Consider the following 25,423-nt stretch of genomic DNA (forward strand, 5'->3'; position numbering starts at 1 on the left):
GTTTTTATAGTGATCCTAAATTCGTTTTTCCTAGTATAATTTTATCTGACAATCGTTCGTTTTCATCACTGCAGTCAAATAGACGTCCTGTTGGGTAAACATTGTCCAGACTGGTTAGTGATTTAATAAAACTGATTAATTGCGGTTCTGGCTGTTCTTGATTCAAATCGGTTTTGGCGAATAAATAGTCTTTGTAGTTTTTTTCAAATTGAACGAGCTGGTTTTCTGCGGGGTCTTTCACATCTTTTTCCCGATATCCAATCCAACATACTTTTGCTAGAACATGAGCTGGCAATTCTTCCTTGATTATTTTTTCTATATAATTTCTAAAATCGGTATTGGCAAATCGCAATGTATATCCTGGCAACACTACGCTCACGCGGTAGGAGTAAGGATCTACTGGTTCGCAATCGCCACACTCTTCGGCGCAGATCGGCATGAAAGTATCTGGATTTACTGTCGTCTGGTTTACATCTGGACGAAGCATCATGTGTTCTACCAAAAACATTCCTTCTTCGGTAAAATCTTCTTTCATGAATTGAATCAAATCCAGGATCGATTTTTCTAAATCTGCTAGATTATTATAGTATTCAAATCTTCGGGCAATAATGCGGTCTGGATTTTTCTTGTCATCAATTACTGGATTTATGATGTCATAAGAGTATTTTCCAGCGTCTGACTGCTGAATCAAAATATTATCGATAATAGTTAAGTCTTTTACTGTACCGTTTTTAAAAGCCTCTTTTATTTTATATTCTCGAGTCTGAATAATCTGTAATACAGCAAAATAAAGCTCTTTATTTGCAGCAGAAGTGTCAAAGTATTCTGCTGTTGAAGAAAGTACAATTTCATTATTCTTGTCCACAATACGCCATCTATAAACCGATTGATTGTCTGTATCAATAAAATTGTACATCTGGACAAACGAATTGGAAAGATTTCTGCGGCTGTAATCTTTAATACCAATAAGTCTCGAAATCCTTTTTTCTGCTCCCGAAACATTATTCGTATTCCATAAATTGGCAATAGTCTGTTTGTAATAATCAAAAGCATTACCACGCTCTTTGCTTACGACTTTATAATCTTTCAAAAAGTTTTCTTTGTCGCGCAATACGACCTGATCTGTAGTATTGCCGTAAATGGTTTTATTGACAAAAACATATTCTGAAAAGTTTTCGGCGAAACGAGACAAGAGATGGTCTAAAATTTTATTTCTGCGTTCAATATTATTGTCCTGTTGGTCAAAAAGCAGTTCTGTAATGCTGTCGTCAGTGTAATTATCATATCCGTCAACAATGTCATTCGCGCCTTCAATATCTTTTACGACTTGAGTAAAAAGAGTTCGGGTCAAATTTCCGCTTACCGAAAGCAATTCGCTTACCTGACCTAATTGCTTAAAATAACTCCCTAATATCTGATCAAAAAATAAAAGATATCCTTTTAATTGTTTTGCTTTGGATTTACGTTCAACAGATGCTCGGGTTGGAAGACCTACTTCGCCAATTCCATAAGTTTCAGGAAAATCATTTTGTATGGTGGTATAAAAATCGGTGTTGAGGTATTCGCCATTTGGTATTTCTAATTCTTTATTCTGGCTGGCGTTGGTTGTAGCTTTGTCTTTTTCGGCTTTTATGGCATCTAAATAAATTTTTACTTGAGCCTGATTGATATTCAGAGGCAATAATCCTTTGTTGTAATTGAAAACACTTTTGACACAAATAACTGGTTTTTGATAAGGCGCAAGGCAGATAAGCCATTTGTTTTCCAAGTCATCACCATTGCAGTTTCCTAAAGAAATATCTTTAATTAAGATTACATCTGGCACCGACATGATGATTCTCATGATATCTGAAAGACGCACTTCATTTCTCAAATCTGCGGTAAGCAATTCTTTGGTATCAATGAAACCATTCTCTAAAGATGGACCATCAAAAATTTCCAAAGTCGAATATCCTTTGTCAATCATTTGTTTTAACGAATAAAAATTGACCGTTGTCGATAAGTAACTTTCAAGAGCATGAAGAACATTGGCATGAACCAATTCTTCATCGGCTTCGGTATTTACTTCAATATCTGCGCAGATTTTGATGGGATAATCTACTACTTTTTTGATATCGACAAGATCTTCGCAAAGGTTTCTGTTGGCATGATACTGCTTTCTTATTTTTTCTTTAACAGCTTCTATTTCTGATGGTTTTGAACTTTCGAAATCTACATACAAATCATATAAACCATTTAGCTCAAAAGATTTTCTTAGGTTATCTGGTAGATTATTATAATCCTTAACATCATAAGAAAGCTGATTTTTTTTGCAGTCTACATAAACCTTTTTCTCGTGTTTGGCGAGCCAGCAATTTCTAACTCCTTTTATGTCTATAAATAGTTTTCGGTAATCATTTTGCGTAACAGGGCTAGAAGATAATACCTCTGAGGCTTTAAAAAACTGCTTTGGAATGCCTTTATTGATGTCATCAGATGCTAGTATATTTTCTATAGGAAGATTAAGTCTCATGCCCAAATCTGAAATGGCATAAGAAAGCATTTCCAGCATTGTAATACCAGGATCATGCTCATTAAAATCGGTCCAGAATTTACTGCCAAAAGACTCGATGTATTCGATTCCTTTTTTTCTTAGATAAAAGAAATCCAAATCGTCCTCTGAAGATGATTTTTTAGGAATGGTGATATGTTGATTTAGTAGCGACATTTTTCAGGTTCTTCGTGGGTTGTTGGTTTACAGGTTATGATGTTGGTGCTGACAATATGGTTTTTAACAGAGACTAAAATGTTTTTTGGACTTGATGGAGACAAAGTGGTTTGAAAGTCCAAAAGAGGAACATTGGCTTCATTATTTTCTGTGTCTTCTAATGGCTGAGGATTATCCTTATTTGTTTTTTTGTCAATGTATATCGCCATTTCCAGAGTAGATAAAAAATCTACGTAATATAAATTTTCGATGTATTCTATAACAATGCTTCGTTGCAGCTCAACTCCAAATATGATTTGTTTTGAAGTGTCAAATGCCCAAGGCGATAAAAATTTAATAAGATCTTCGTTGAGCTGTTTTTTATAGAAATTCTCATCGTATTCTGGATAAAATTTCACACCTAATTTGATTATAACCTTTTCATAATCAGGGTTAATTACTTTTGCAGACACTAACATGGAGTTTTTGGAGTTAATAAAGCTCTCAATGCTGTTTAATGTGGCTGTACTAACTCTTGGCTCATAAATATCGAATACATTTTTGTCTACGATATCTGGAATTACGACTAGCGTTACTTTTCCTGGAGATAAAAACGAGGTTTCTGTGCCCGAAATAAAAGTATGGTTAAGGCATTTTACTCTAAAAACACTTGGAAATTCCTGTAAAATAAGATGCTCATAATCCCAAAGTGTTATCGCTCTGTTTTTGTGGCGCAAACGTTCGCTTACACGCAGATAATAGGAAGCATCAGACTCTAATGGTTTTCCATCAAACGAATTAAAAGGCTGTTCAACGCTTTTAATCTGCGGAACTCTAGTAATTAATTTAGATATTGTTTTAGCAGGTAATGTGCTGTCTAAATGGGCTAGATTGTTGTTATTATCAAAAAACTGGGCGGTAACAACTCTAGTTTTTACATCGATAACTTTGCAAACAGCATCATAGGCTTTGTGCATTTTTGCTTTTATCCAAATAGTATTGGCTGGAAACAGCGTATTGTCATTAGTCGCCTGTTTTGGAATGCCAAATTTTACGATACCAGATTTTAAGAAGTTATCTATGCCATTTGCTAAAATATCCTTATCAAGATTTTTCCAATAATTATCGCACAATATGTACCATTCTACTTTTTGTTTTCCTGTAAAAGTGGGTACTTTGGTGTTTTCGCTTCCTTCTAATATTTGAAATAATAATGAAATCTGTTGTAATATTTCGGCATCTTGAAGACCTATGTAAAATTCGCCTCCATTGCAATAATCAGGAACCAGACAATTGGTAATTGGAGTGGAAGGATCCAAAATTTCATTATTGATGGCTTGCTGTTTCAAATATGAATGTTCTTCCTGTTGACCAAAAGGAGCTTCATGAAATAGTTTTATTCGATTAGATTCGTACGCAGAAACGGCAAAGTCAATAGTTTCCTCAGCAGAATAATCCAGACTTATGCTTTCTACAACAGGGGTGTAAGGTTGATTTGGAATAGGCGTTGTTGGCTCTTTCTCCACATTCATTATCGCCAAAGTGTATATTTTTGGAAATAACGAATGCAAAAATGACTGATTTAGGGTCAATCGAATGGGACCGCTTTTACCAAGTTCATAGTTTCCTTTTACATTGATATTCGATTCGAATGCATTATCTTTCTCATCATCAGCGTCAAATAAATTGACTTTTTTATCTTGTTCGTTCCAAACTTCTTTGTTTAAAACTGATAAGGTTGCCTTAAAATAATCTTCTACAACAATTCCACCGTCTGGGTCTATTTCAGGCGCGTGGGGTGTTTCTTCAACAGCTTCAATTGTATCATTAATTTCTACGACAGGAGCTTTTATTTCCGAATTGTTTTTTTTTGCAATTCCATCTTCTGGCTGGTTGGCATTCATCATTTTTTTAACGCTATCCTTGATGAAAATGGCATCAATAAAACTTTGTTTGCTTATGGTTTCAAGGAAACTATTTTTGTAAGCAGCATAATGAGTTACAAACGATAAAGGAGTATTTTTCCACTTTATGTTAATATACGCGTCAGTCCATTTTTTAGAAAAAATCTCAGGATAGTTGATTATAAATGAACTATTTTTTTCGGGTTGAGTTGTAAAAGGGAAAAAAGGTTTTGCAGCATTAAGCAGACCGGTGTCGCTTTCTAATACTAAAGATTTTACATCCTTAACCTCAACTTTTACTTTAACACTAGTTATAGGTTTTGTAACAAGACTTCTAAAAAGAGTATGACCTTTTGGATCTTCTGTATTAATTAAAAATCGAATTATAGGCAGTTCTGTAGAGAAAAATTCCCCCAAAACTTTCTGATCATAGTTAACAATTGCAGGATTGTCTTTTGATATTTGAAAAACCAGTTTTAATTGGTTGCTGCTAATGCTGGAAGATAAATTTGCAGTTTTAAAATCAAGGCTATCGCTAAGTTTAAAACCGCCAACCCATCCTTTTTTTCCGCTATATAGAATGCTGATATTATCCAAAAGATCATCAGCATTTAGCGGATGATGAAAAGCCAAAGCCTCATCAAAAGCAATTGTAATGTCAATGTTTCTGTCGCCTTCTTTAAGATTAAATAATTCTGAAGCTATTGCAAAACCCAATTTGGCATCGTCTAATTCTGGATATTTTTCTTCATTGGAAGTATATCCAAAAGGAAACCAGTAAGGAGAATCTTCTTTTAAAGGTTCGCCTTTTCCGTCTAGAGAATTGGCAATTTCGCTGTATTTTATTTCGCCTCGATCAACGTCATTATATACACTTTTTAAATATGCTATATTGGCTTTGTTAGCAATAAACTCTTCTGTGGTTTTATAGATTAATTTTTTGCCATCGGGATCTTTTCCTGCGTCAAGTTCTGTGTTTACGGCAATTTTTTCTTCAGCGACTTTTTTTGCCAGTTCAAAAATGATATTGACTTTATCTGCTTTTGCAGGCAGTTTCTCAATTTGAAGTATGTCTTTGTAGAAGAAATCTAAATGCTTCTTGGTAATGAGATTAAGTTTGTTTTGGGATAATTCCAATAATTTCAAGAAGCACACAAACAAGGTTAGGTGAGGTGTAAGGTCTTGATTTATTTGGGCAGTCGATAATGTTTTGGTGATTTTTTCTTTTAAAACGGCATATTGGCTTTCCGTTCTTTTCGGGATGATGCCATTTGGAAGATTTTCTTGTGAGAAGCCAAAATAATTAAAAAACTCCTGCCAATTTCCTTCTGGTTTTGTATCGTTATTTATGTCGAAAAAGTTGACCTCTTTGGCTAAATTATAAGCAAATAACAGCCAGTCTTCAATAGTAAAATCATGAAGTTTCAGGTTGCTTGGCTCTAGTGCGTCACTAAAGCGTTCTTCCTGATTAACTCCATTTCTTTTAAAAATAACATTGTCTATTTGGCTGCCGTTAGTGCTCATAGCTTATAAACTTTTAAACATTAGTGCCTTCTTCTTTGTAAAAAGGATAAACAAGATTGCTTCTTGAGTTTGTACTTCTTATTTTGTAATCAATTATGACTAATAATTCTCCTTCTAAATCATCACTTTGCGTGATATCGATTTTTTCAACATCAATTCGCGGTTCGTAATATAAAATCGCCGTTTTTATAAGTTCTGAAACATAAGTTTTGAGTGTTCTGTCTAATGTTTCAAAAAGCAGTTCATCCATGTTACAACCGTATCTGGGAAGCATAATGCGCTCGCCGATTTTGGTAGAAAGCAGTATTTCTAGACTGCTTTTGATATCTGCTTCGTCAGATGTCATTACGACTGCTTTATTGTTCTTTTTGAACTCTGGCGGAAAACTCCATCCCGTTCCTAAAAAAGCTTCTTTATTTTCCATAATCAGCCTATTAAAACAGTTGCACATCCCAATACAATTGTTCCGCCATGCGCAGTTGAATCTCCCATTCTTGCGGCTGGTTTTCCTCCAATCAGCACTGTGCTTGAACCAGCTATAATACTATCTGGTGGTCCTGTGCAAACAATCATATCTCCTAAACAAGCTGCAGGTTGACCGCCTATTAATACTGTAGGCGAACCTGGAGGTAATATTGGTCCTCCGACATGAGGCACAGTTCCCGTTACCATTGGGCAAACATGCATGTCGTTAATTCTTGCGGCTGGTGCTCCCATAACTACTATTTTTTATAGTTAACCTTTTGTTTAAGTTTTTGGTAATATAGTTCAGATAATGAGTTAGTTAATCTGAACAATGCTGCCTTTTACAATCGCTACTGCAGCCGATGACATTTCTGCTCCAGCATTTCCTTCGGCTTTAAATTGGGCAGTTGCTTTTAAGTTTACATTGGTGCCTTCAATTTTTACATCTCCTGTTGCTTTTATTGAAATATCGCCTGCGCTTTCCATTTTTATTCCTGCGCTGTCAATTGTAATCACATTTGAATTTTCGTCTTCAACCACTATAGATCCTTTGTCTTCATCTAGCGTTATTTTTTTTCCTGCCGGAGTTTCAATAGCTATTGATTTTTTCTCATCGTCAAAGAGCACTTTCATTTCACTTCTTGTAAAAATCCCTTTTTGATGGTTATCGTCTGATGCTTTTAGCGGAGCAGGTTTTGCACTGCTGTGGAGCATTCCTAAAACAATAGCATCATTGGGATCTTCATTGATGAAGCCAATAATCACCTCGTCTTCAATTTCTGGCCTAAAAAATGTGCCTCTGTTGTCACCTGCGTCTAATGCTGCGACTCTGCACCAAATGCCCTGTTCTTCGTTATTGATGATTGGGATTTTGACCAAAATTCTGTCCTCGCCATCAGGATCGTCTTGAAGCTGTGTTACAATACCAATATGAAGTCCTTTTATGGACGGAATTATTCCAGAAGCCGATGGCGTATTGACATCATACGTTTCAGAAAACCATTCAGGATTTAATCCAAACTGCACATTTACAGTCCAGTTACCATTTGCTATTTCATGGAAAACTCCAGTAACGTATGCTTTGCCATTAAAGCGGTCTCCAACACCTTCAAGTGTGATAATGGTATTGGGTTTTACAGCAGGAATACCTTGAAATTTAACTCTTCCGCGAACTTTTGACAGCTGTTGAAATAATAATTTAGCATCAGCCCAATCTTGCAATTCGGTATCGGTAACATGACCGCCGTGACGCAATTCTAGATTTTCAAGCTTTACGATATCGGATAAATCCGAAGCAGATAAATTTCCGTTTAGACTTACACTCGGATCTTTAGCTTCAATTTCTAATAATTCCTGATTGGATGCATTCCAGCTGTAAGATGAAACTTTAGCAAACTGATTTCGAGCATCAATTTCGGCATCAAAATCGAGCATTGTGGCGCCAAAAGCAACTGTTTCAACTGATTCTGAAGCCAAATCGGGTTTTTTTACCGAGATTTTGCCATTTTCAACAAAACATAATTTTCCATTAGTCTGTGCACGTGAGACAATAAAATCCCAGTCAGAAGTATTGTACTGCACTAACTCTTTGTGGCTATAATTTGTACTTTCTACATCTTTTTGCAAGCCGTAAGTGCCAATAATATCTTCAAAAGCATCACTGTCTTTTACATCATAAAAATATTTGCTCTTTCTGCCGATAGTCAATTTTACGGCTTCGTCTTTGCATTCTACAATCAACAAGGACGAATTGTCTTTTATTTTTATAGAATGTTTTACCACGATTCCTTTGTAAATAGTTTCTTCGTCACTGTGATAACCTGCTTTTATTTCTATCTTTTTACCCGGAATGAGCAAATCTTCATTACTTAATTTAAAATCTCTAGAAGCAGCATCTCCATCAGTCAAAATAATCTGCGCCATAGGTATCCTGTTCACCTCATTATGAACTACAATGCTCATTATCTGGTAAACACCAGACAGCTCAGTTCCCTCAATGAGCAATTTGTGCGTTACTAAATCGGCACTTTTACTGGTTTGTATGACGTCGCTATTGTTCATCTACTGTTGTTTTTGTAGTGGAGGGAAAAATATTTTTTGACCAATTTTTAATTTTCTGAAATTGATAAGCTTGTTGGCTCTTGCTACTTCGAGATAATATTTTGAATCGCCGTAGATTTTAAAAGACATTAGCGGAAGCGTATCTCCCGCTTTTACAGTTCTAGTGTGTGTTAAATCAGGAGATTGATTGTTCTGCTGTTTGGCTCTTAACTCATCTTCCACAACTCCTTTGAATTTTCCTTTTGCAATAGCTCTAATTGGCGTTCCGTCTGGCCTGAAAAGTTTGTATTCAATGGTCATTTCGGTGAGAGATCCTTTAAACAGCAGGCTTCCCCAAGCAATTTTTAAATAATTTGGCTTATGTTCTGTACCGTTATATTCTAAAATTACTTTTCTAAAATGCTCAATGTCTTCAATAACACCATTTTCAGTGCTTTCTTTGCCGGCAATAACTCCAGTTCGATCAAAAACAAAATCCAATTCTAATTCCTCTGGAGCAATCGCTGTAAACCTTGGTGCAGGACTGCTCGTTCCAGCGGCTCGAGTTGTATCTTGCTCGATTTTGTAATGAAAAGTATATTTCTCGGGATTCATCAAAGTAACGAACTCTTCAATATCCGAAATGGGACTATTGAATTGTGGATCGCTATAGGCAATAATCTTCAGTTTTTTTAATTCACCAGTTGTCATATCAGCGTTCTTTTTTTCGTTCAATGATCTTCATTACTTGCTCGACACATTCAGCTACATTATCTTTTTCTGAAGAAGAAGAGGATGATGAAGCTGGTTTTGCACCCGAACTTGGACTTTCGTTCACATTTATTTTAATGTGAAGCTCTTTGATTTCAATTGGCATCGCTATATTATTTTTTATGAAGGGTGAAATGATTATAAGCAAGCTCAAAGCTTTCAACAACAATTTTGCTTTCTAAAGCACTGAAATCTTCAACAGCCCATTTTACTGGATAAGCATGTACCACTTTCCAATGCATTAACGGTTCGTGATCTTGATTCAAGAGTTTTACGGTTAAATCAACGGGCTTAAATTCGAAGTTTTCAATTGCTTTTCTGCACCATTCAATTACATCAGAATCAATAAGAATTCCTCTTTTTAAAACCAAATTAGGATATTTGGTTTTTACAGGAAGTTTGTGTTTGAATCTGTTTTCTCCACCCTCAACAAATTCTTCTGTCTCAAGATCTACAGAAAGCCCTGATACCGACTGAAATTGATGGTCTTTTTCTTTTGTGCCTAGTTGGTCAAATTCAACCAGAAAATGAAAACCTACGGGTGGATAATAATTAGCCATGATTAGTCATTTTGAATAGATAAACCTTCGTGAACCAATTCAATAGATTCGATGGCTACTTCGTTTCCATCAGCTTTTAAATCAGTTGACTGCACTTTTGTTGGCCATGCATTTTTTACTTTCCAAGTAATCACTGGTTCGTGTTCTTCGTTAAGCAATTTGATGGTAATATCTCTTCTTTCGATGGTGTTTAGTTTTACTGTATTCCACCAAGCGTAGTATTCATTGTCGCTTTTAAAAGTGCCTCTTTTCATCGTAATGTTAGAGAACTTTTGCATGCCAGGCATCTTGATTTTACTGTACTCTGGACTAGCGCCCTGACGGTACTCAATAACTTCAGTTTCTACATCTAATCCGGAAACTTCTGTAAAGCCTATTTTTGTTCCACCCCAGTCAACTGAGAAATGAAACTTTGATAACGGATAACTCATGATTTATATTTTTTAATGATGTTTTAATTAAGATTCCTGCATTTTGTGTGAGAAACGAAGAATGATGAACTCAGCTGGACGGACTACTGCCATACCAATTTCGATAATCATTTTACCGTCTAAAATATCCATTGCAGACATGGTTTGACCCAGACCGATTCTTACGTAAAATGCTTGTTCTGGTTTTGCTCCAGCCAAAGCTCCAGCTCTCCATTGAAGAATTAAGAAATTCTCAATCATAGCTCTAACTCTTATCCAAGTATTGGCATCGTTAGGTTCAAAAACAAACTGTTCGGTTGCTTTTTTAATAGATTCTTCAGCCATATTAAAGAAGCGGCGAACGGGTACATAACGCCATTCACTATCGTTACCGGCTAAGGTTCTTGACCCCCAAACCAAGGTTCCTTTGCCGGTAAATGTTCTGATAGCATTTATAGATTTACCACCAACAGTATCAACATTTAAGTTGTCCTGTATGGTATTAGTTATTTTAACTGTTGGTTTTATAACATAGTTCAAACTTACATTAGCAGGAGCTTTCCAAACGCCTCTGTCTCTGTCAACTCTCGCATAAACCCCAGCAATAGCAGAGCTTGGCGGAAGAGTTATTGGCAAGTTGTAAATTTCAGTGAGGATTTTGTTGAAAGTCACATTATCGATAGTTTCTAAAGTGCTTAATTTTCTTCCGTTTAATGCTCCATTGTTTACATCTTTTCCACTCACAGATTTGATAGCATTTAAAAGGGTAAGCAGGTTTGCTTTAATGTCTGAAAAATTATTTGTAACTAAAGTAATATCGGTTTGAGTATTCAAATCGGTATAGTCTACCAGTTTTTTTAATTCCTTGTCAAAACTTACAGCATCAGTTGATATAATTTTAAGCATTTTTGTTGGTGCGTTTTCGTCCTGTATTTTTTTCTTTAATGTTTTTAAGTTTTTATATACAGAGTCAATTTTATTTGGAGCGGCAAAATTTGCATTAAATGCCGTCAAAGCACTTGTAATGTTATTTGCAATAACTGCATCTTCATCAGATATTGTACTGATAGCTGCATTAGCTTCGTCGTTTAGCGAATTTCTTAAAAGAGATAACGTTTCTAAAGAAGTAAGCAAATCATTTAGCTTAGTCATGAAAGCAGTTTTTTTGGCAGGGTTGCTAACGAAAGTTCCTCCTAAATCAAAACCAGTTGCATCATTACTGTACATCTGTAAAAATAAATCGCTTATTTGTCCAGAAATATTAATAGGTGCAATGGCAGTAACATCGACCAATTTGGCTACAGTTGCATCAATTCCTGTCGTTACATTTTCAATTGGTTCTAGTCCCACAGCAATTTGATCATATGCATTTGCCGTAAAGGAGTAATGTTTTAATATAATTTTACTGCTGTCAAATGCATAGTCCAAGATGGTTTCTAAGTGAGGATAGTAAGCAGCGCCATATTTAACAGTGTCTTTTTCGGCACTTATTACACCTCTTAAATCATCTATATTTGGATCTGTTGGGCTAGATTCATCATAACTTAAAGTATCTATTATGGTAAATCTATCCTGAAGATTTTGGCATTGCATTAATGCGCTATTATATAATCCGTAGAAATTAGCTTTATCTATTCCGCTTACTTGCGTTGCATCTGGAAAAAGAATTAAAGTTGGTTCGTCTACTTTTTCTAATTCTGTCAGTCCTTCAGCCAATTTAGCAATGCTATTGATTGATGTAACTGGAGTGTCTTCTTCATCTAAATCATTTCCATAACGCCCAACCGAAATAATGTAGCAAGGACCACCGCCATTTGCAAAGAACAGCTGCAATGAATAATACATCAAAAAAGGCTGTTTTGCAGTTGGCTGATCTACAACAATAGATCTTGTGTCTCCATTTTCAGTTGAAACATCATTAATGGTTACGCTAATTGTTGTCTCTGGTTTTGCAAAGCCAAAAAAACGCTCATATTCTAAAAGAGATGTTATTCTTGTCGGTTTTAATTTCAAATCTCCATTAATCTTATTCGTGGCTTTTTCAGTATAGCCAATAAAACACGGAATCGCTGTCTCTACCTGGGCAACAGAAGGAGGGAACTTTACGATTTCCTCAACATATACTCCAGGCGTTTTGTAAGTTGTTGCCATAATTGATTTGTTTTTTAATTATTAAATAAATATTTCTGAATAGTAATCACTATCGATTTTTGTTATTGATTTTACAGACGGATTTGGATATTGACTTTCTGCAGGTTGTGAAGGATCCAAATCGTTAACAGGGTCTATTTCCACAAAACCAGATCGCGTTAATGGTTTTGCGGTTTTGGTTTTAATTTCGGTTTTTAATTTACGGTTGATGTATCGCCAAAACGTTTTTCGGTTATCAAAATGAATTTTAAAGTTTGGGCTTAACATTTTATCCGAATTGTCTATGATATCTTCCGAGCTGTTGTCGCCTTTAGCGGTAAGCGAAATAATTCCAAAGACATTTTGCTGTTCTGAAGGCTGCAGTGTTGAAAGTAAGTCGGCAGTAGTTTTTTCAGACACTAAATAGGCATTTGAAATCAGTTTGTTGTCGTTTATTTTTGGAAGATATTTAAATGAAACGGGTTCAGTCAACGGTTTTACATTACTGAAAAGATATGCTTGAGTAAGAGCAAAATCAAGATTAGTATAATTTTCAAATTGATAATCATTAATATTAATTAAAAACTTTAGGTTCAAATCGGCAGGGACTTTAATAAAAGGGTCTGATTCATCTTTCACTTTCACATATACTCCGAAACCTGTTTTGGTTTTTTTAAATACCATTTTGTAGTTTTTAAGTACAATGTTGGTATCTAAAGTTGGCGTTACTGTTATAAATGCATCGGCACTAAATTGCTGTAGCATTTTCTCTTTTTTATCATCTGTCATGCTTGCAAAAGTCTCTTCTCCATTATTCAAAAAATAATTATGAAGAATCGTCACTTGAAACAGCAAACCATATGTAGAAGAATAACTCATGACTGTTCTTTCTTTTTCGTTATTCCTGTAAATTCACCAATAAGCTGTCCTTCTGCTTGCGCAATGTTGCGTTCAATTTGGATCATGCTGACTTTGTATAAAGCCGACGGAAGCTGTTTTCCGCCAAGTGTTCCCCAGATATAATTTAATTCTTCAAAAGTGGGAGTGTAGAGTTCAACCGTAAATCTAAAATTGTCTACATTGCTCATGGCGCTGCTGTTTCTATTAAAAATAGTATTGGCTTGGGTAAAAAGTTTTTTCCCTTGGAAAAACTCAATAATTTTTGAAATGTCCTTGAGCGAATTCACATATTTGTCTCTGTTGGCGCTAAAAAGTATAAAGAGATTTAAATTGACGACACTATTTTTATAAATTGTTTTGGTATTTTCAATTGTATGATTTGGGAAGTTTTTTAAAGTTGCTTCTTCATCTAAATTGATTATCGTTAGAGCCACGGCATTTTTTAACGCGTCAGTAATATCATCATTGTGTGATTCTAAAAAAGCAATATTTTCGGGAACAACAGATTTCTCTAACCCAATTTCTTCGAGATAGCTGTTTACTTGTTCTGTAATTATTTGTATTACTTCAAAAATCATCTTTTGATAAAATTTATTATAAGTATTAAATGAAATTTATTTTAAGAGATAAGATTTATAGGGCAAAGAATGTAGTAGAAAATACGCTTCTAACCGGGGCTTTTAAGATTCGACTAAATTAGATAAATGCATATGTACCAAAAAAGGGGAAAATCCCCCTTTTTTATAGAGTTAATATACTGGTTTTAAGTTTGTTGTGCTTTTGTTTTAATTGTTGATTACAAGGAAAACTTAAACAGAGATAATGTTGAAAATCTTTAATTGGTTAAAGATGTAATTCTAGAAGCGAGCTATTATAACGAATTTATAAGAGATCTTTACGAATATCGAATAAGTAGTAGCTAATTTATATCTGCTTAAATTTCCTTTATCTTTTTTTGAAAATTTGTAGCGTATTGAGTTTATGTAATAAATCTAACAGTAATAATAAAATTTCAGCTATGAAACCTGAGTGCTTTACAGAATTAAGTGACCAAGAACTTTTGCAAAAAGTAAAAACAATAAAGAACAATAAAATAGTTGACGCTTTAATTATTGGATTTACAATTGGAATTGCCATTTACAGCGTTGTCCAAAAAGGTTTCGTTTTTTTTACTTTCTTTCCCTTAATAATTGCATATATAATAATTAGAAATTCGAAGAATAATGAAATGTTGTGCAGAGAAATGCAAAAGGAATTAGAACTTAGAAACTCAAAATAAGGGAAGGTAAAAGGACTTTCGAGAACTGCAATGGCAGACTTAATTTCTATATTTTGCTGTTCTGGATGCGATTGCAATTTTTGGTTTCTTGAATATTTTGATTGATATTGATTTTTAGAATTTAATGCCTTATTTATGAAAACACATTTATTTCTGCTTGCCATTTTGCCATTTATGATTTCCTGTACAAAACCAGAAAAAATAGATTTATCAAAATTAAAGTTGGATGAGCCATTGGTAAATGTGGTACATTTTAACGACAGCTTGCTTGTTGGCATCGAAACTGTCGAATATCCGTTTTGTTTATTTGCGGAAGTAGAAAGATCTCAAGAATATACTTTTGAAGGAATTGATTTGAGTAAACAAAAAATCATGTTTCAAATAAACTCTGAAAAACTTAAGACCGATAGCATTTCTAGATTTGGTGGCGCGCATATTGATTTAAAATTTGTCAAAAATAAGAATGAATTAACGAGCAATTTAAGAAGTTTTGATGCTGAAGATAAAATTTACGGTGTGAGAATAGCAATAGAAGATCCAAGTTTAAAATCGGAAATTTTGAAAAAAATAAAACTGAAATACGGCAAAGGAACCAAAAATCCAAATACCGATAATGGTTTATATTGGAACGTAAAAAAAGAAAACAAATACATTTTCTTTGCGCCAGATTATGACAGACTTATTATTTTAAACAACACAAATTTATCTAAAACATGTTATTGGGATATCTTTAATGGTTTACTTGATTTTGGAGGATGCGATAACAAAAAATACATGAACGGATTAGTTAAAAACAGTACCAAACCAGAAGATGTTAAAAACAAACCTGTTGTAAAAATCGATAAAAATTGGAACTTAAATAATCTAGCTACTGGAAAATCAACCGAAGAGGATTTTTTGAAATCTCCAGCAAGCAAAAATTTTGAACGAATAGAAGAAATTAACGGAAGTTCGGGAGAAATGAATCAAATTGTATATCAGGACGAATACCATGATTTTTATTTCTATTTTACAGCTAATCCAAAAAATCCTCACAATAAAAAGGCAAATCGTATCAAAGGTTATTCGCTAAATGATTTGAAAAAGGTCAAAATTTCATTTGAAAATAGACTGAAAGCAGGAATGAAATTTGACGAAGCCTTAAAATTGCTGGATAAAAGAACAATTGCAAAAACAATAAAGAATGAAGGCGAATTGAGCTTTGCAAATTACATCATTATCAAAAATGGATTGTATGAAGTATCGTTGGTTTTTGATGAAAATTTGCTTTTTTCGGGAATGTTTGTAAAATAGATATCTCGTATTTGCAGTTAATGGCTAATATTTAAATCAAATGAAGAAATGAATTCAAACTATATAAAACAACTAAGTCAAATCATAGCAATCACTTTCTTGACAGTTCTTTTTTTAAGTTGTAAGACAAGCAAAACTTCAATTGCAAATGACAAAACTTCAAATGAGGTTGATATTTATGTTGCTGGCTACGAATATAATGACAGTAAATTTGAAAGTTCAATAGAAGAAATTGCAGATGAAGTAGGCATGAGGCACGTTGCAAAACTATGGAAAAATGGTAAAAACATCGACTTAGAAGAAAATGAAAATTATTCGGATGCAAATTCAGTTTTTGTACATAAAAATGATGTTTATGTTGGAGGTTCCATTATATCTGGCGAAGAATATGTAGCTGCACTTTGGAAAAATGGAAAAATTCAAAAACTAACTGATGGCAAAAAAACGGCTCATGTTCAATCTGTAATAGTCAAAGATAATACGATTTACATTTTAGGAGAACAGTTTGCTGATTCTAATTACATTGTAAAAGTTTGGAAAAATGGTATAGTTTCGAATATTACAGATGGGAAAAATGATACAGATGGCAACTCATTTTATGTCGACAAAGGAAATATCTACATCTGCGGAGATGAGAATAATGGCAAAAAAAGCGTAGCAAAAGTTTGGAAAAACGGAATGTCTCGAAGTCTTACAAATGGGTTCAATAATGCTTACGCGCTTTCTGTATATGTAGAGAATGATAACGTCTATGTTGCTGGCTATGAGATTGAAAACAATAAATATATTGCTAAATTATGGAAAAATGGAAAAGTCCAAAATCTCTCTGATGGCACAAATTATTGTATTGCATCTGGTGTTTTTGTCCAAAAAGGCAATGTTTATGTTGTAGGAAACGAAAGCATTAACCAAAAAAGCGTGCTGAAATTATGGATAAATGGCAAGGCAACAAACATTACAGATGGCACAAATAATGCAGATGCCAATGCGGTTTTGATTCATAATGATACAATATACATTGCTGGATATGAAAAAAATGATTTAGATCGATATGTAGCAAAAGTTTGGATAAATGGCGTGGCAAAGAATCTCACAGATGGCACAAAAAATGCGTATGCAGAGTCAGTTTTTATCGTAGAAAGAAAAACGAAATAGATTAATGTTACATTTCTGGAATGGTTGAATTAAAAAAGCAATGAAAAATAGCAGGAGTGATACTTTAAGAGCATAAGAGTAGAAACTAAGTTTAATTATTTTTTATACATTTCATGATTTGTTTCATGTTTTGAGACTGACCTTCTTTAAATAAAAAAGTTTAAAAAAAAGCACCTTCATTATGCACAAATCTGAAAGAAATAATTCTGTATCAGTAATCAGTATAAAGGAATTTAGAGATGACCAATTTGCTGGCAGTGAAGAGATTTTGTTTAACGAACTCCATGGAGAAAGAATAATTGAAAAACCTCATTCGCATGATTTTTTTACCATCAGTTTATTTGAAAAAGCAGAAGGAGTTCATTCAATAGATTCTATAGATTATTCTATTGGCGATTATCAGGTTCATGTACTGTTTCCAGGACAGATGCACAAATGGGACATCAAGGAAGGAACAGTCGGTTATCAGTTGATGATTGAACGAACTTTTTTTGAAAGATTCGCTCCATATTTTAGATTTTCTTTTACCAATTACCAGAATAATCCTGTCATACAATTGTCTAAGACTGCTTTTGAATTGCTTCATTACGAATTTGATGCGATCAAAAATGAGTTGAAACGGACGGATTTCATGACACATCTGATTAACGCGCGTGCAGCAGTTATCGCTTCCGTTATCAGCAGAGAGGCAGAATATGCTTTTACTGAATTTAAAGTGTATCAGTCCAATTCACGATTAGCTGCTTTTAATATGCTGATAGATGAATTTTTCAAGCATGAGAAATCTGTGACATTTTATGCAGGTAAATTAAATATTTCTGCCAATTACCTAAATGTGCTCTGCAAAAAGCATCTTAAAATTTCAGCTACACAGCTCATACAACAGCGTGTTGGCACAGAAGCTAAAAGACTGCTGGAAAGTACCGATTTATCCGTCAAAGAAATTGCTTTTGAGTTGGGCTTTGTAGATCATGCGTATTTTTCTAATTTTTTTAAAAGCCAGACGGGAATATCACCAACCGAATTTCGGAAAAAGAAATAAATTCTTCAAGCTGCCGTAGGAATCACTCAAGTTTTCTGGTTCGCAAATCTGTACATTTGAAGCTGCTATCTTTTTGCTTAAAGAAAGCCTTTAATTAAATAAAAGAGTATATGGACAAGCGAGGTATGTCACGTAAAGATTTTCTAAAGAATTCTGGATTAGGTTTGACAGGTATTGCATTTATACCCTCCGTACTGCAAGGACAAGATAGACATTTGCAGAAAGATCAAACAATAACATTAGGCAACTCCTATGCTTTGAAAAATGTTTGTTTGGAGACTGGTTTCGAGTTTGAAGGAGAAGAAGTCGTGGGAACCAAAACGGGGCTTTTTTCTGTCGAAATTGAAAATGGTAAAATAAAGAGAATTAGTGCTAACCGAACTGGTAAAGAAGAAATAGATGCTAAAGGAATGCTAATGTTGCCATCTTTTAGAGACATGCACATTCATTTGGACAAGACTTTATATGCTGAAAAATGGCGTGCAGTACGCCGTTCTGGAGGAATAAAGGGAATGATTGCACTGGAGCAAAAAACATTGCCCGATATGCTTAAAAACTCTACATATAAGGCCGAAAAACTTATTGAATTGCTTCAGTCACACGGAACAGGATTTGCTCGAAGCCACGTCAATATTGAACCTACTTCTAAACTAGATTCACTTAAAAATCTAGAAAAAGCATTGGTAAACAAAAAGAGTGGTTTTGGAGCAGAATTAGTAGCTTTCCCGCAACATGGACTATATTATACAGATTCTCTTCCGTATATGAAGGAAGCTGCAAAAATGGATATTGATTTTATAGGAGGTTTAGACCCTACAAATGTTGATGGATCAATTCAGAAAACGATGGATACTACCATTCAGCTTGCTTTGGATAATAATAAAGGAATCGATATTCACTTGCATGAATCAGGAAAATCTGGTATTGATACTATTGAATACTTAATTGCTAAAGTGAATGAAAATCCAGTTTTAAAAGGAAAAACTTTTGTCAGCCATGCCTTTGCTCTTGCTGCTTTAGACAAAGTCAAACAGGAGGAAATAGCTCAACAGCTGGCGATTGCGCAAGTTGGCATTATTTCTACAATACCTTTTGGCGGAATGATTATGCCAATTCCAACATTATTGAAACACGGAGTAAATGTTATGACGGGAAATGACAGTATTGTAGATTATTGGAGTACTATGGGAACCGGAAGCGTATTACAGAAAGCGAATCTTGCATCGCAATTATACGGGCAGGTTTCAGAATTTGGATTGTCCAGAATGCTAAAACTGGCTACAGCAGGACCTATTCCGTTAGATGACAAAGGTGTACAGCAATGGCCAAAAGCAGGTGATGATGCCGATCTGGTACTTGTTGATGCCAGCTGTTCTGCAGAAGCGGTTTCTCGTATATCGCCGATAAAATCTCTTATTTATAAAGGAAGTATTGTTTTCTAATTATCTGTTTATGAAAAATAATATAGTTCTTTTAATAATACTAATAATGCCTGTTGGTTTCTATCAGCCAGTTTGGGCTTTCGAAAAAGATGAAATTATGCAAAAAGATATCTTTCAGTTAGTTCATCAGAACGATATTTCTGGAGTTGTGAAAGCTTTAGAAAATGGAGAAAATGTAAATACCGTTGATAATTCTAAAAATTCTCTACTGCTGATTGCGACTATGGGCAAACAGACAGAAATGGCAAAGATTTTAGTAAAGTATAAGGCAGATGTGAATCAGCAGGCAGAGAACAGGGACAGTCCTTTTCTGTATGCTGGTGCCAGCGGTCAGACTGAACTCGTACAGCTATTTTTGAACAATGGTGCGCGTTTCGATATTTTTAATCGATACAATGGTTCGGCACTTATACCGGCATGCGAACGTGGCCACGTAGAAACGGTTAGACTGCTTGCAAATACTAAAAAATTTCCGATTGATCATGTTAACAGTTTAGGCTGGACCGCTTTAATGGAAGCTATTGTTTTGGGAGACGGAAGCTTAAAATACCAACAGATTGTTAAGATCCTAAAACATGCGGGATCAAGAATGGATATACCTGACCATGACGGAATAACTCCACTACAGCATGCTCAGAATAAAGGATTAAAAGAAATCGTGGTAATTATAAAATCATAAATGTTTTCATAAGTTAAGTATAGCGATAAAAAAGAGACAACTTTAGATTGAACCGCCCCCAAAAAGTTAGACACTATTTGGGGGCATTTTTATGGAAAGAAAAGTCAAGTCGTTTTATGCAAGATTTGAATAAAATGGCATTTTTTTAAGTCAATGTTATAAGATTATTAATTGTGTTTTTTATTAGCAAGCGGCTTGTATCTGTCGTAGGGATAAATGCTAAAAGAATAGAAAATTTTAGTTTTATTAATTAACGAATTAATTGACTTTCATCATTTCACTAAAAATAAATTAGAGTTGATTATTTAAAAATAATAAATAATTCCAATGTTATCCTTGTCAAAATTTGTTGACCATAAATTTGTTGACCATAAATTTGTTGCGAGAATAATTCGAAAATTTTCACTTCAGAATTTTTTTAATGCATAAGTTGAATATATTGATGTATTTAATGTTGCAAATTATAATTTGCAACCACTTTTTTTGAGATTATAAAACTTGTAGCTGTAAATTTACACTTCAACATAAACTGTAAGGGATAAGGATAGTTTTTTAAAAAAAAAGTAATATGAAAAAAAAAACATTACAATTAGTCGTTTTATTTTTGGTAGTGATAGGGATAGCATCTTCATGCAAAAAAAAGTCCGAAGAAGAAACAGTTAAAACAGAGGGAACAACACCGGTTGTGTCGACTACTTTAGAAATAAAGAATACTGAAGCAGGCAGTGATTTTTCTCTAGTACTTCCAAAAAAGGAGAAAATGAGCGTAGAATACGCACAAAAACTAGGAGAGTTTGCATACGTTTGGGCGTGGCCTATGATAAATATGCTAAACCGACGCACAGCCATAACACAAGCGCCTAAGCCAGCTTATTTAAATGGCGTCTTGCCAGTAGCTCCTCAGGGACAATTGGCGATGCTTAACGATTATATTACTCCTGATGAAACATTTGTGACATGTCCTAATCAAGATGTGGTTTACGGCCTTGGGTTTTTCGATTTAGATTCACAGCCTGTAGTCGTTCAAGTTCCAGATTTTGGAGACCGTTTTTGGGTATATGCCATGTACGATCATAGAACAAATCAGTTTGGGCAATTGGGAAAACCTTATGGCACTAAAGCTGGATTTTATTTGTTGACTGGGCCAAATTGGAAAGGTGAAACACCTAAAGGAATTACAGATGTTGTGAAATGCCCAACAACATTAGCCAATATTATCCCGAGAGTATTCCAAAATGACTCAAAAGAAGACAAACAAGCCATTCAGGCTACCATAAATCAGATTGTTGCTTATCCTGTTGCTGAATTTGATGGTAAAATGAAAACTGTTATATATAAAAATCTGCCATCTATAAAAGGTCCAGCTTCTGACGGTAAAGAAACAAAATGGGTTGTTCCTGAAAAGTTTTTTGATGAGAATGAACTTGGAAAAGTATTGGAAATTTTGCCTCCGCTTAAAGGCGAAGAAGAATTGTATGCACAGCTTAAAGAATTATTGGCGGCAGCAAAATCAGATCCAGCCATAAAAGAAGCACTTGTTAAAACAGCTCAAAAAACAGAAGAAAGTATCATACATAGTTTCTTCCTTTGGAAAAACAACGGAGTAGCTGCCGGAAACGGTTGGAATCGTTCGTATTATAGTGCAGACTGGGAAGGTTCAGGAAGTTATGATTACTACAACAGAGCTGCAACTGCTAAATCAAACATGTTTGATAACAGACCAAATGAGACTCAGTATTTCTACACAGATAATGCTTCAGATAAAACGCAGCTGGACGGCAAGAATAATTATACGGTAACTTTTGCAAAGGGAGAAGAACCTCCTGTACAGGGATTCTGGTCGCTGACTTTGTACAATGAGCACCATTTATTTTCCAAAAATAAAATAAACCGATATTCACTAGGCACAAAAAACAAAGGCCTTAAAAAGAATGCAGATGGTTCTTTAACGATTTATGTAAGCTCAACATCTCCTGGAGCTGATAAGGAAAGTAATTGGCTTCCATCGCCAAGCGGAACATTTTCATTATATATCCGCGCATATTGGGGCAAAGAAGGCATTACAAAAGGAACATGGACGCCGCCAGCTATTGCAAAAATTTAATAAATGATTTAGCAAATATTAAAAAGTTGCCTTATGAAAAAGAAAATTGTATTGGCAGTATTGTCAATTGCGCTATTTATAGGCTGCAAGGAAAATAAGACTACAGAAACGCAAACCACTTCATCAGATGGAAGTTCAAAATTTGGTGATTTGGCCAATATGTCTTTTGAAGAGAATCGTCCAACAGACGAACAAGCTAAAACACTAGCAGATGAATTATTGTTTCAACGCGCTTGCCAAACGTATCTTTGGGCTTTGCCTTTAATCAATACAATTAGTATGAAAGAAGGTTCAGAAAAAACCTTTGGAGCAGGCTATAATGTTTTGCCAATATGGAAAAAAAGATTGGATGCTAACACATTAGTAACAACACCAAACTCTGATGTTATTTATGCAATGAGTTATGTTGATCTAGGTAAAGATGGACCAATCGTTTTTGAAGCACCGCCCATGTTGCAAGGAATTTTATTGGATTTTTGGCAACGTCCAATTCCAGTAGATGGAGGCAAATATTTTGGAGATCTTGGCTTTTTTGGTCCAGATGCGGGTAAAGGAGGTAAATTTTTGATATTGCCACCAAATTACAAAGGAACCGTACCTTCAGGTTATTTTGTGTATCGTTCGCAAACTAATAATCTATTTATTTTCCTTCGTTCTTTTTATGAATTACCTACAGATTTGACACCTGCAGTTTCTTTGGTAGAGAAATCTAAAATTTATCCTTTAGGTAAAGAAAGCAGTGCATTGCCAATGAAATTTCCGGATGCTTCGGGTGTAAAGGCGAATATGCTTCCTGCTCGTGATTTTTCAGCATTCGAACAATTAAAACATCTTGTTGATACAGAAGATTCTGCAAACGTTGGTTCAGCAGACTGGCTAGGAATGTTGGCTTCATTAGGCATAGTAAAAGGACAGCCTTTTAATCCTGATCAGCATACTAAGGATATTCTTGATAAAGCAGCCAAAGCCGCTTATAGAATGAGTCGTGTAGTAGGTATGAGCAACAAAGTTAGTGGACGTTCGTTTTTAATGTATCCTGATCGCCAATGGGTAAATCCAATGACTGGCGCTACTCGCGATAATATTTCTGGGCCTTTTACGAAAGAGTTGGACTGGAAACGTAAAGAAGGAGGATATATGGATCTTGATACACGTATATGGTTCTTTACGGATTATTATTCTTGGAGTCCTGGAATGGCATCGCAAACACCGGGTAAAGGTGCTAAATATGTGGTAGGTTTCCGCGATAAAGAAGGCAAATACCTTAATCCTTCTACAACATACAAAGTAACACTTCCTGCAAATGTTCCGGCTGCTAATTTCTGGTCGCTAACACTTTACGAAGCGGAAAATGCTTCGGGTTATGCTAATGGACAACCTTTCCCATCACTTGGTTCAAAAGATAAACCGGTACAAAATGCAGACGGCTCTACTGATTTATACGTTGGTCCAAAAGCACCGGAAGGCAAAACTAAAAATTGGCTAAAAACGATTCCGGGTAAAGGCTATTTCGCTATTCTACGTTTATATGGCCCAACCGAAAAAGCACTGGATAACTCGTGGGTGCCGGGCGATTTTGAAAAATTTGAATAGTTTGGTTAAACCTACATGACTAATAAAATGATAAGCAATGAATTTAAAATCATATATTTTAATCTTTTTATTTAGTTTCTTTTGGCTTCCGGTTTTCAGCCAAGGGAATGAACCAGAAAAAACTTCTATCGAAGAAATGAGCAAAAAAAGACAAGATCCCGTAAGTGGTTTGCGAAGTGTTTTTCTGCAGGAAGTTTTATTGCCCGTTGCAGATGGAACTGCCAGTTCCTTTTCGATACAACCAGTTTATCCCTTTAAACTCGGAAGCAATTTAAAATTAATAACCTATACCATTATTCCTTTTCAAAGTGTACCGCCTTTAACTCCTGGCGGTACACAGGAAGGGGGAATGGGAAATATATTGTTTAATGGCTATTTTTCAAGTATTCAAAAAAAAGGCAAATTCAGCTGGGGGATAGGACCGGCAATGCAGATTCCTACACGAACAAATCCAGCTTTAGGAAGTAACCAATTAAGTATCGGACCAACTGCTTTGTTATATCTAGCCGGAGATAAATTTTCAGGTGGAATCGTAGCTCAGAATTACTGGTCGCTTGGTGGCAATGAGGATAACAAAGTAAATGCAGGAAGTATTCAGTACATTGCTTATTATAATTTTGCTAAAGGATGGTTTGTCGAAAGCAATGCAACAGTTGTGGTCAATTGGCTGGCATCAAGCGATAATCAATGGTTGGTTCCTATTGGCGGTGGCCCTGGAAAAACATTTCAGATTGGAACAAAAAGTAAACTTTTTTATTCTGCAGGTGCTCAAGCTTTCTATAATGTAGTTCGACCTGACTTGATTGGAAACTGGCAGGCAATTCTTCAGTTTCAGGTTATTTTTTAATCCCATTAAACCAAATTTCTTTCGATTGTATTATTGATTCTGATTGGAGATGAATGAATAATTAGTTCACTTACCTTAAATAAGTAATATCTAAACCGTTTTAATATATTCTCTTACTTCTCACTTAAAAATTTCCTCCCACAAATACTGTAGCTAGAAATTTTAAGATTTTGACTGTCTAATCGATAATAGTATTCATTCCTTGATCATTATATGTCTTTTAAGAATTTTGAATGGGATTTTACCTTTGAACTTTTCTTACTCAGACTATTTAATTTCCAAATATTCCAAATAGTCTCTTAGAATCTACTCGTCTTAATGGCTGAAAAGAGAGAATTTTTGTATGTGGATACCAGAATTGATTCGAGGCTCATTTTTACCGAAATAATATTATAACTTTCGCTTAAAAAAAAGTTATTCGGAAATTTATATTGCATGTATTTGTTTTAGGTTTCCTTTTTAGAGGTAAATCAGCAAAAAAATAATCCTTTAAACCAAGTTCTAAGCAGTGGCAGTAGTGTTCTAAAAAGTTGCAGACCATCCTGATTTGTATAAGCTTTAAATTATCTATATTTCGATAAAGAGAAAAAATAACGGAA

At 34.7% G+C, this 25,423-nt stretch carries 21 protein-coding genes; 9 read left to right on the forward strand and 12 right to left on the reverse strand.

The window, feature by feature from the left end; translation table 11 throughout:
* Positions 1 to 4 precede the first annotated feature (4 nt).
* The 12 genes from NU08_RS12895 to NU08_RS12945 all read right to left on the reverse strand — a co-directional run bounded on the left by NU08_RS12895 (position 5) and on the right by NU08_RS12945 (position 13,968).
* Positions 5 to 2,707 carry a hypothetical protein gene (locus NU08_RS12895; RefSeq protein WP_129747590.1) on the reverse strand — a complete coding sequence of 901 codons (2,703 nt, stop codon included), beginning with the start codon at positions 2,705 to 2,707 and terminating at the stop codon, positions 5 to 7.
* A complete protein-coding gene (locus tag NU08_RS12900; protein WP_129747592.1) occupies positions 2,695 to 6,114 on the reverse strand; it encodes a baseplate J/gp47 family protein in 3,420 nt (1,139 codons plus the stop codon). Before NU08_RS12900 ends, NU08_RS12895 begins: the two co-directional genes overlap by 13 nt.
* Positions 6,115 to 6,127: 13 nt before the next feature.
* Positions 6,128 to 6,538, reverse strand: a complete 411-nt coding sequence (locus NU08_RS12905; protein WP_008463594.1) for a GPW/gp25 family protein — start codon at positions 6,536 to 6,538, stop codon at positions 6,128 to 6,130.
* Between the two features lie 2 nt (positions 6,539 to 6,540).
* Entirely contained in the window at positions 6,541 to 6,831 is a 291-nt protein-coding gene (locus tag NU08_RS12910; protein ID WP_129747594.1) for a PAAR domain-containing protein, read from the reverse strand.
* A 63-nt stretch (positions 6,832 to 6,894) separates the two neighbouring features.
* Positions 6,895 to 8,640 carry a type VI secretion system tip protein VgrG gene (vgrG, locus tag NU08_RS12915; protein ID WP_129747596.1) on the reverse strand — a complete coding sequence of 582 codons (1,746 nt, stop codon included), beginning with the start codon at positions 8,638 to 8,640 and terminating at the stop codon, positions 6,895 to 6,897.
* Positions 8,641 to 9,330 carry a CIS tube protein gene (locus NU08_RS12920; RefSeq protein WP_129747598.1) on the reverse strand — a complete coding sequence of 230 codons (690 nt, stop codon included), beginning with the start codon at positions 9,328 to 9,330 and terminating at the stop codon, positions 8,641 to 8,643. It abuts the gene before it with no gap.
* A 1-nt stretch (position 9,331) separates the two neighbouring features.
* Positions 9,332 to 9,496 carry a DUF5908 family protein gene (locus NU08_RS22340; RefSeq protein WP_165352453.1) on the reverse strand — a complete coding sequence of 55 codons (165 nt, stop codon included), beginning with the start codon at positions 9,494 to 9,496 and terminating at the stop codon, positions 9,332 to 9,334.
* Positions 9,497 to 9,503: 7 nt separating this feature from the next.
* Positions 9,504 to 9,950, reverse strand: coding sequence for a phage tail protein (locus NU08_RS12925; RefSeq protein WP_066034800.1), 447 nt, complete (start codon positions 9,948 to 9,950; stop codon positions 9,504 to 9,506).
* A gap of 2 nt (positions 9,951 to 9,952) precedes the next feature.
* Positions 9,953 to 10,381 (reverse strand): phage tail protein, encoded by a 429-nt coding sequence (locus NU08_RS12930; protein ID WP_008463601.1) that lies wholly within the window; start codon positions 10,379 to 10,381, stop codon positions 9,953 to 9,955.
* 27 nt (positions 10,382 to 10,408) lie between these two features.
* Positions 10,409 to 12,511: a phage tail sheath C-terminal domain-containing protein gene (locus NU08_RS12935; RefSeq protein ID WP_129747600.1), complete on the reverse strand. Its 2,103-nt coding sequence runs from the start codon at positions 12,509 to 12,511 to the stop codon at positions 10,409 to 10,411.
* Between the two features lie 21 nt (positions 12,512 to 12,532).
* Positions 12,533 to 13,369: a hypothetical protein gene (locus NU08_RS12940; protein ID WP_129747602.1), complete on the reverse strand. Its 837-nt coding sequence runs from the start codon at positions 13,367 to 13,369 to the stop codon at positions 12,533 to 12,535.
* Positions 13,366 to 13,968, reverse strand: coding sequence for a DUF4255 domain-containing protein (locus tag NU08_RS12945; protein ID WP_129747604.1), 603 nt, complete (start codon positions 13,966 to 13,968; stop codon positions 13,366 to 13,368). The genes NU08_RS12940 and NU08_RS12945 overlap by 4 nt, the downstream gene beginning before the upstream one ends.
* 440 nt (positions 13,969 to 14,408) lie before the next feature.
* Here NU08_RS12945 and NU08_RS12950 point away from each other — a divergent pair, with 440 nt between their 5' ends.
* The 9 genes from NU08_RS12950 to NU08_RS12990 all read left to right on the forward strand — a co-directional run bounded on the left by NU08_RS12950 (position 14,409) and on the right by NU08_RS12990 (position 24,824).
* Positions 14,409 to 14,669: an FUSC family protein gene (locus NU08_RS12950; protein ID WP_129747606.1), complete on the forward strand. Its 261-nt coding sequence runs from the start codon at positions 14,409 to 14,411 to the stop codon at positions 14,667 to 14,669.
* Between the two features lie 135 nt (positions 14,670 to 14,804).
* A complete protein-coding gene (locus NU08_RS12955) occupies positions 14,805 to 15,962 on the forward strand; it encodes a hypothetical protein (protein ID WP_129747608.1) in 1,158 nt (385 codons plus the stop codon).
* A 48-nt stretch (positions 15,963 to 16,010) separates the two neighbouring features.
* Positions 16,011 to 17,117 carry a hypothetical protein gene (locus NU08_RS12960; RefSeq protein WP_129747610.1) on the forward strand — a complete coding sequence of 369 codons (1,107 nt, stop codon included), beginning with the start codon at positions 16,011 to 16,013 and terminating at the stop codon, positions 17,115 to 17,117.
* A 181-nt stretch (positions 17,118 to 17,298) separates the two neighbouring features.
* Positions 17,299 to 18,159 carry a helix-turn-helix domain-containing protein gene (locus tag NU08_RS12965; protein ID WP_129747612.1) on the forward strand — a complete coding sequence of 287 codons (861 nt, stop codon included), beginning with the start codon at positions 17,299 to 17,301 and terminating at the stop codon, positions 18,157 to 18,159.
* Between the two features lie 110 nt (positions 18,160 to 18,269).
* Positions 18,270 to 19,601 carry an amidohydrolase gene (locus NU08_RS12970; protein WP_129747614.1) on the forward strand — a complete coding sequence of 444 codons (1,332 nt, stop codon included), beginning with the start codon at positions 18,270 to 18,272 and terminating at the stop codon, positions 19,599 to 19,601.
* Between the two features lie 10 nt (positions 19,602 to 19,611).
* Positions 19,612 to 20,280, forward strand: coding sequence for an ankyrin repeat domain-containing protein (locus tag NU08_RS12975; RefSeq protein WP_129747616.1), 669 nt, complete (start codon positions 19,612 to 19,614; stop codon positions 20,278 to 20,280).
* Between the two features lie 568 nt (positions 20,281 to 20,848).
* Positions 20,849 to 22,384 carry a DUF1254 domain-containing protein gene (locus NU08_RS12980; protein ID WP_129747618.1) on the forward strand — a complete coding sequence of 512 codons (1,536 nt, stop codon included), beginning with the start codon at positions 20,849 to 20,851 and terminating at the stop codon, positions 22,382 to 22,384.
* 33 nt (positions 22,385 to 22,417) lie between these two features.
* Complete coding sequence (locus NU08_RS12985) at positions 22,418 to 23,977, forward strand: DUF1254 domain-containing protein (protein ID WP_129747620.1); 1,560 nt, start codon at positions 22,418 to 22,420, stop codon at positions 23,975 to 23,977.
* A 37-nt stretch (positions 23,978 to 24,014) separates the two neighbouring features.
* Entirely contained in the window at positions 24,015 to 24,824 is an 810-nt protein-coding gene (locus tag NU08_RS12990; protein WP_129747622.1) for a hypothetical protein, read from the forward strand.
* Positions 24,825 to 25,423: the final 599 nt, after the last annotated feature.

This window comes from Flavobacterium anhuiense (assembly GCF_004151235.1).
In the GTDB taxonomy this organism is placed as follows: Bacteria; Bacteroidota; Bacteroidia; order Flavobacteriales; family Flavobacteriaceae; genus Flavobacterium; species Flavobacterium anhuiense_A.

Excerpts from the sequence above, each read along its gene's own strand:
- vgrG (WP_129747596.1), bottom strand. The coding sequence starts at position 8,640 with ATGAACAATAGCGACGTCATACAAACCAGTAAAAGTGCCGATTTAGTA.
- NU08_RS12905 (WP_008463594.1), bottom strand. The coding sequence starts at position 6,538 with ATGGAAAATAAAGAAGCTTTTTTAGGAACGGGATGGAGTTTTCCGCCA.
- NU08_RS12950 (WP_129747606.1), top strand. The coding sequence starts at position 14,409 with ATGAAACCTGAGTGCTTTACAGAATTAAGTGACCAAGAACTTTTGCAA.
- NU08_RS12940 (WP_129747602.1), bottom strand. The coding sequence starts at position 13,369 with ATGAGTTATTCTTCTACATATGGTTTGCTGTTTCAAGTGACGATTCTT.
- NU08_RS12990 (WP_129747622.1), top strand. The coding sequence starts at position 24,015 with ATGAATTTAAAATCATATATTTTAATCTTTTTATTTAGTTTCTTTTGG.
- NU08_RS12975 (WP_129747616.1), top strand. The coding sequence starts at position 19,612 with ATGAAAAATAATATAGTTCTTTTAATAATACTAATAATGCCTGTTGGT.
- NU08_RS12920 (WP_129747598.1), bottom strand. The coding sequence starts at position 9,330 with ATGACAACTGGTGAATTAAAAAAACTGAAGATTATTGCCTATAGCGAT.
- NU08_RS12910 (WP_129747594.1), bottom strand. The coding sequence starts at position 6,831 with ATGGGAGCACCAGCCGCAAGAATTAACGACATGCATGTTTGCCCAATG.
- NU08_RS12935 (WP_129747600.1), bottom strand. The coding sequence starts at position 12,511 with ATGGCAACAACTTACAAAACGCCTGGAGTATATGTTGAGGAAATCGTA.
- NU08_RS12930 (WP_008463601.1), bottom strand. The coding sequence starts at position 10,381 with ATGAGTTATCCGTTATCAAAGTTTCATTTCTCAGTTGACTGGGGTGGA.
- NU08_RS12955 (WP_129747608.1), top strand. The coding sequence starts at position 14,805 with ATGAAAACACATTTATTTCTGCTTGCCATTTTGCCATTTATGATTTCC.
- NU08_RS12965 (WP_129747612.1), top strand. The coding sequence starts at position 17,299 with ATGCACAAATCTGAAAGAAATAATTCTGTATCAGTAATCAGTATAAAG.
- NU08_RS12970 (WP_129747614.1), top strand. The coding sequence starts at position 18,270 with ATGGACAAGCGAGGTATGTCACGTAAAGATTTTCTAAAGAATTCTGGA.
- NU08_RS12900 (WP_129747592.1), bottom strand. The coding sequence starts at position 6,114 with ATGAGCACTAACGGCAGCCAAATAGACAATGTTATTTTTAAAAGAAAT.
- NU08_RS12960 (WP_129747610.1), top strand. The coding sequence starts at position 16,011 with ATGAATTCAAACTATATAAAACAACTAAGTCAAATCATAGCAATCACT.
- NU08_RS12985 (WP_129747620.1), top strand. The coding sequence starts at position 22,418 with ATGAAAAAGAAAATTGTATTGGCAGTATTGTCAATTGCGCTATTTATA.
- NU08_RS12945 (WP_129747604.1), bottom strand. The coding sequence starts at position 13,968 with ATGATTTTTGAAGTAATACAAATAATTACAGAACAAGTAAACAGCTAT.
- NU08_RS12980 (WP_129747618.1), top strand. The coding sequence starts at position 20,849 with ATGAAAAAAAAAACATTACAATTAGTCGTTTTATTTTTGGTAGTGATA.
- NU08_RS12925 (WP_066034800.1), bottom strand. The coding sequence starts at position 9,950 with ATGGCTAATTATTATCCACCCGTAGGTTTTCATTTTCTGGTTGAATTT.
- NU08_RS22340 (WP_165352453.1), bottom strand. The coding sequence starts at position 9,496 with ATGCCAATTGAAATCAAAGAGCTTCACATTAAAATAAATGTGAACGAA.
- NU08_RS12895 (WP_129747590.1), bottom strand. The coding sequence starts at position 2,707 with ATGTCGCTACTAAATCAACATATCACCATTCCTAAAAAATCATCTTCA.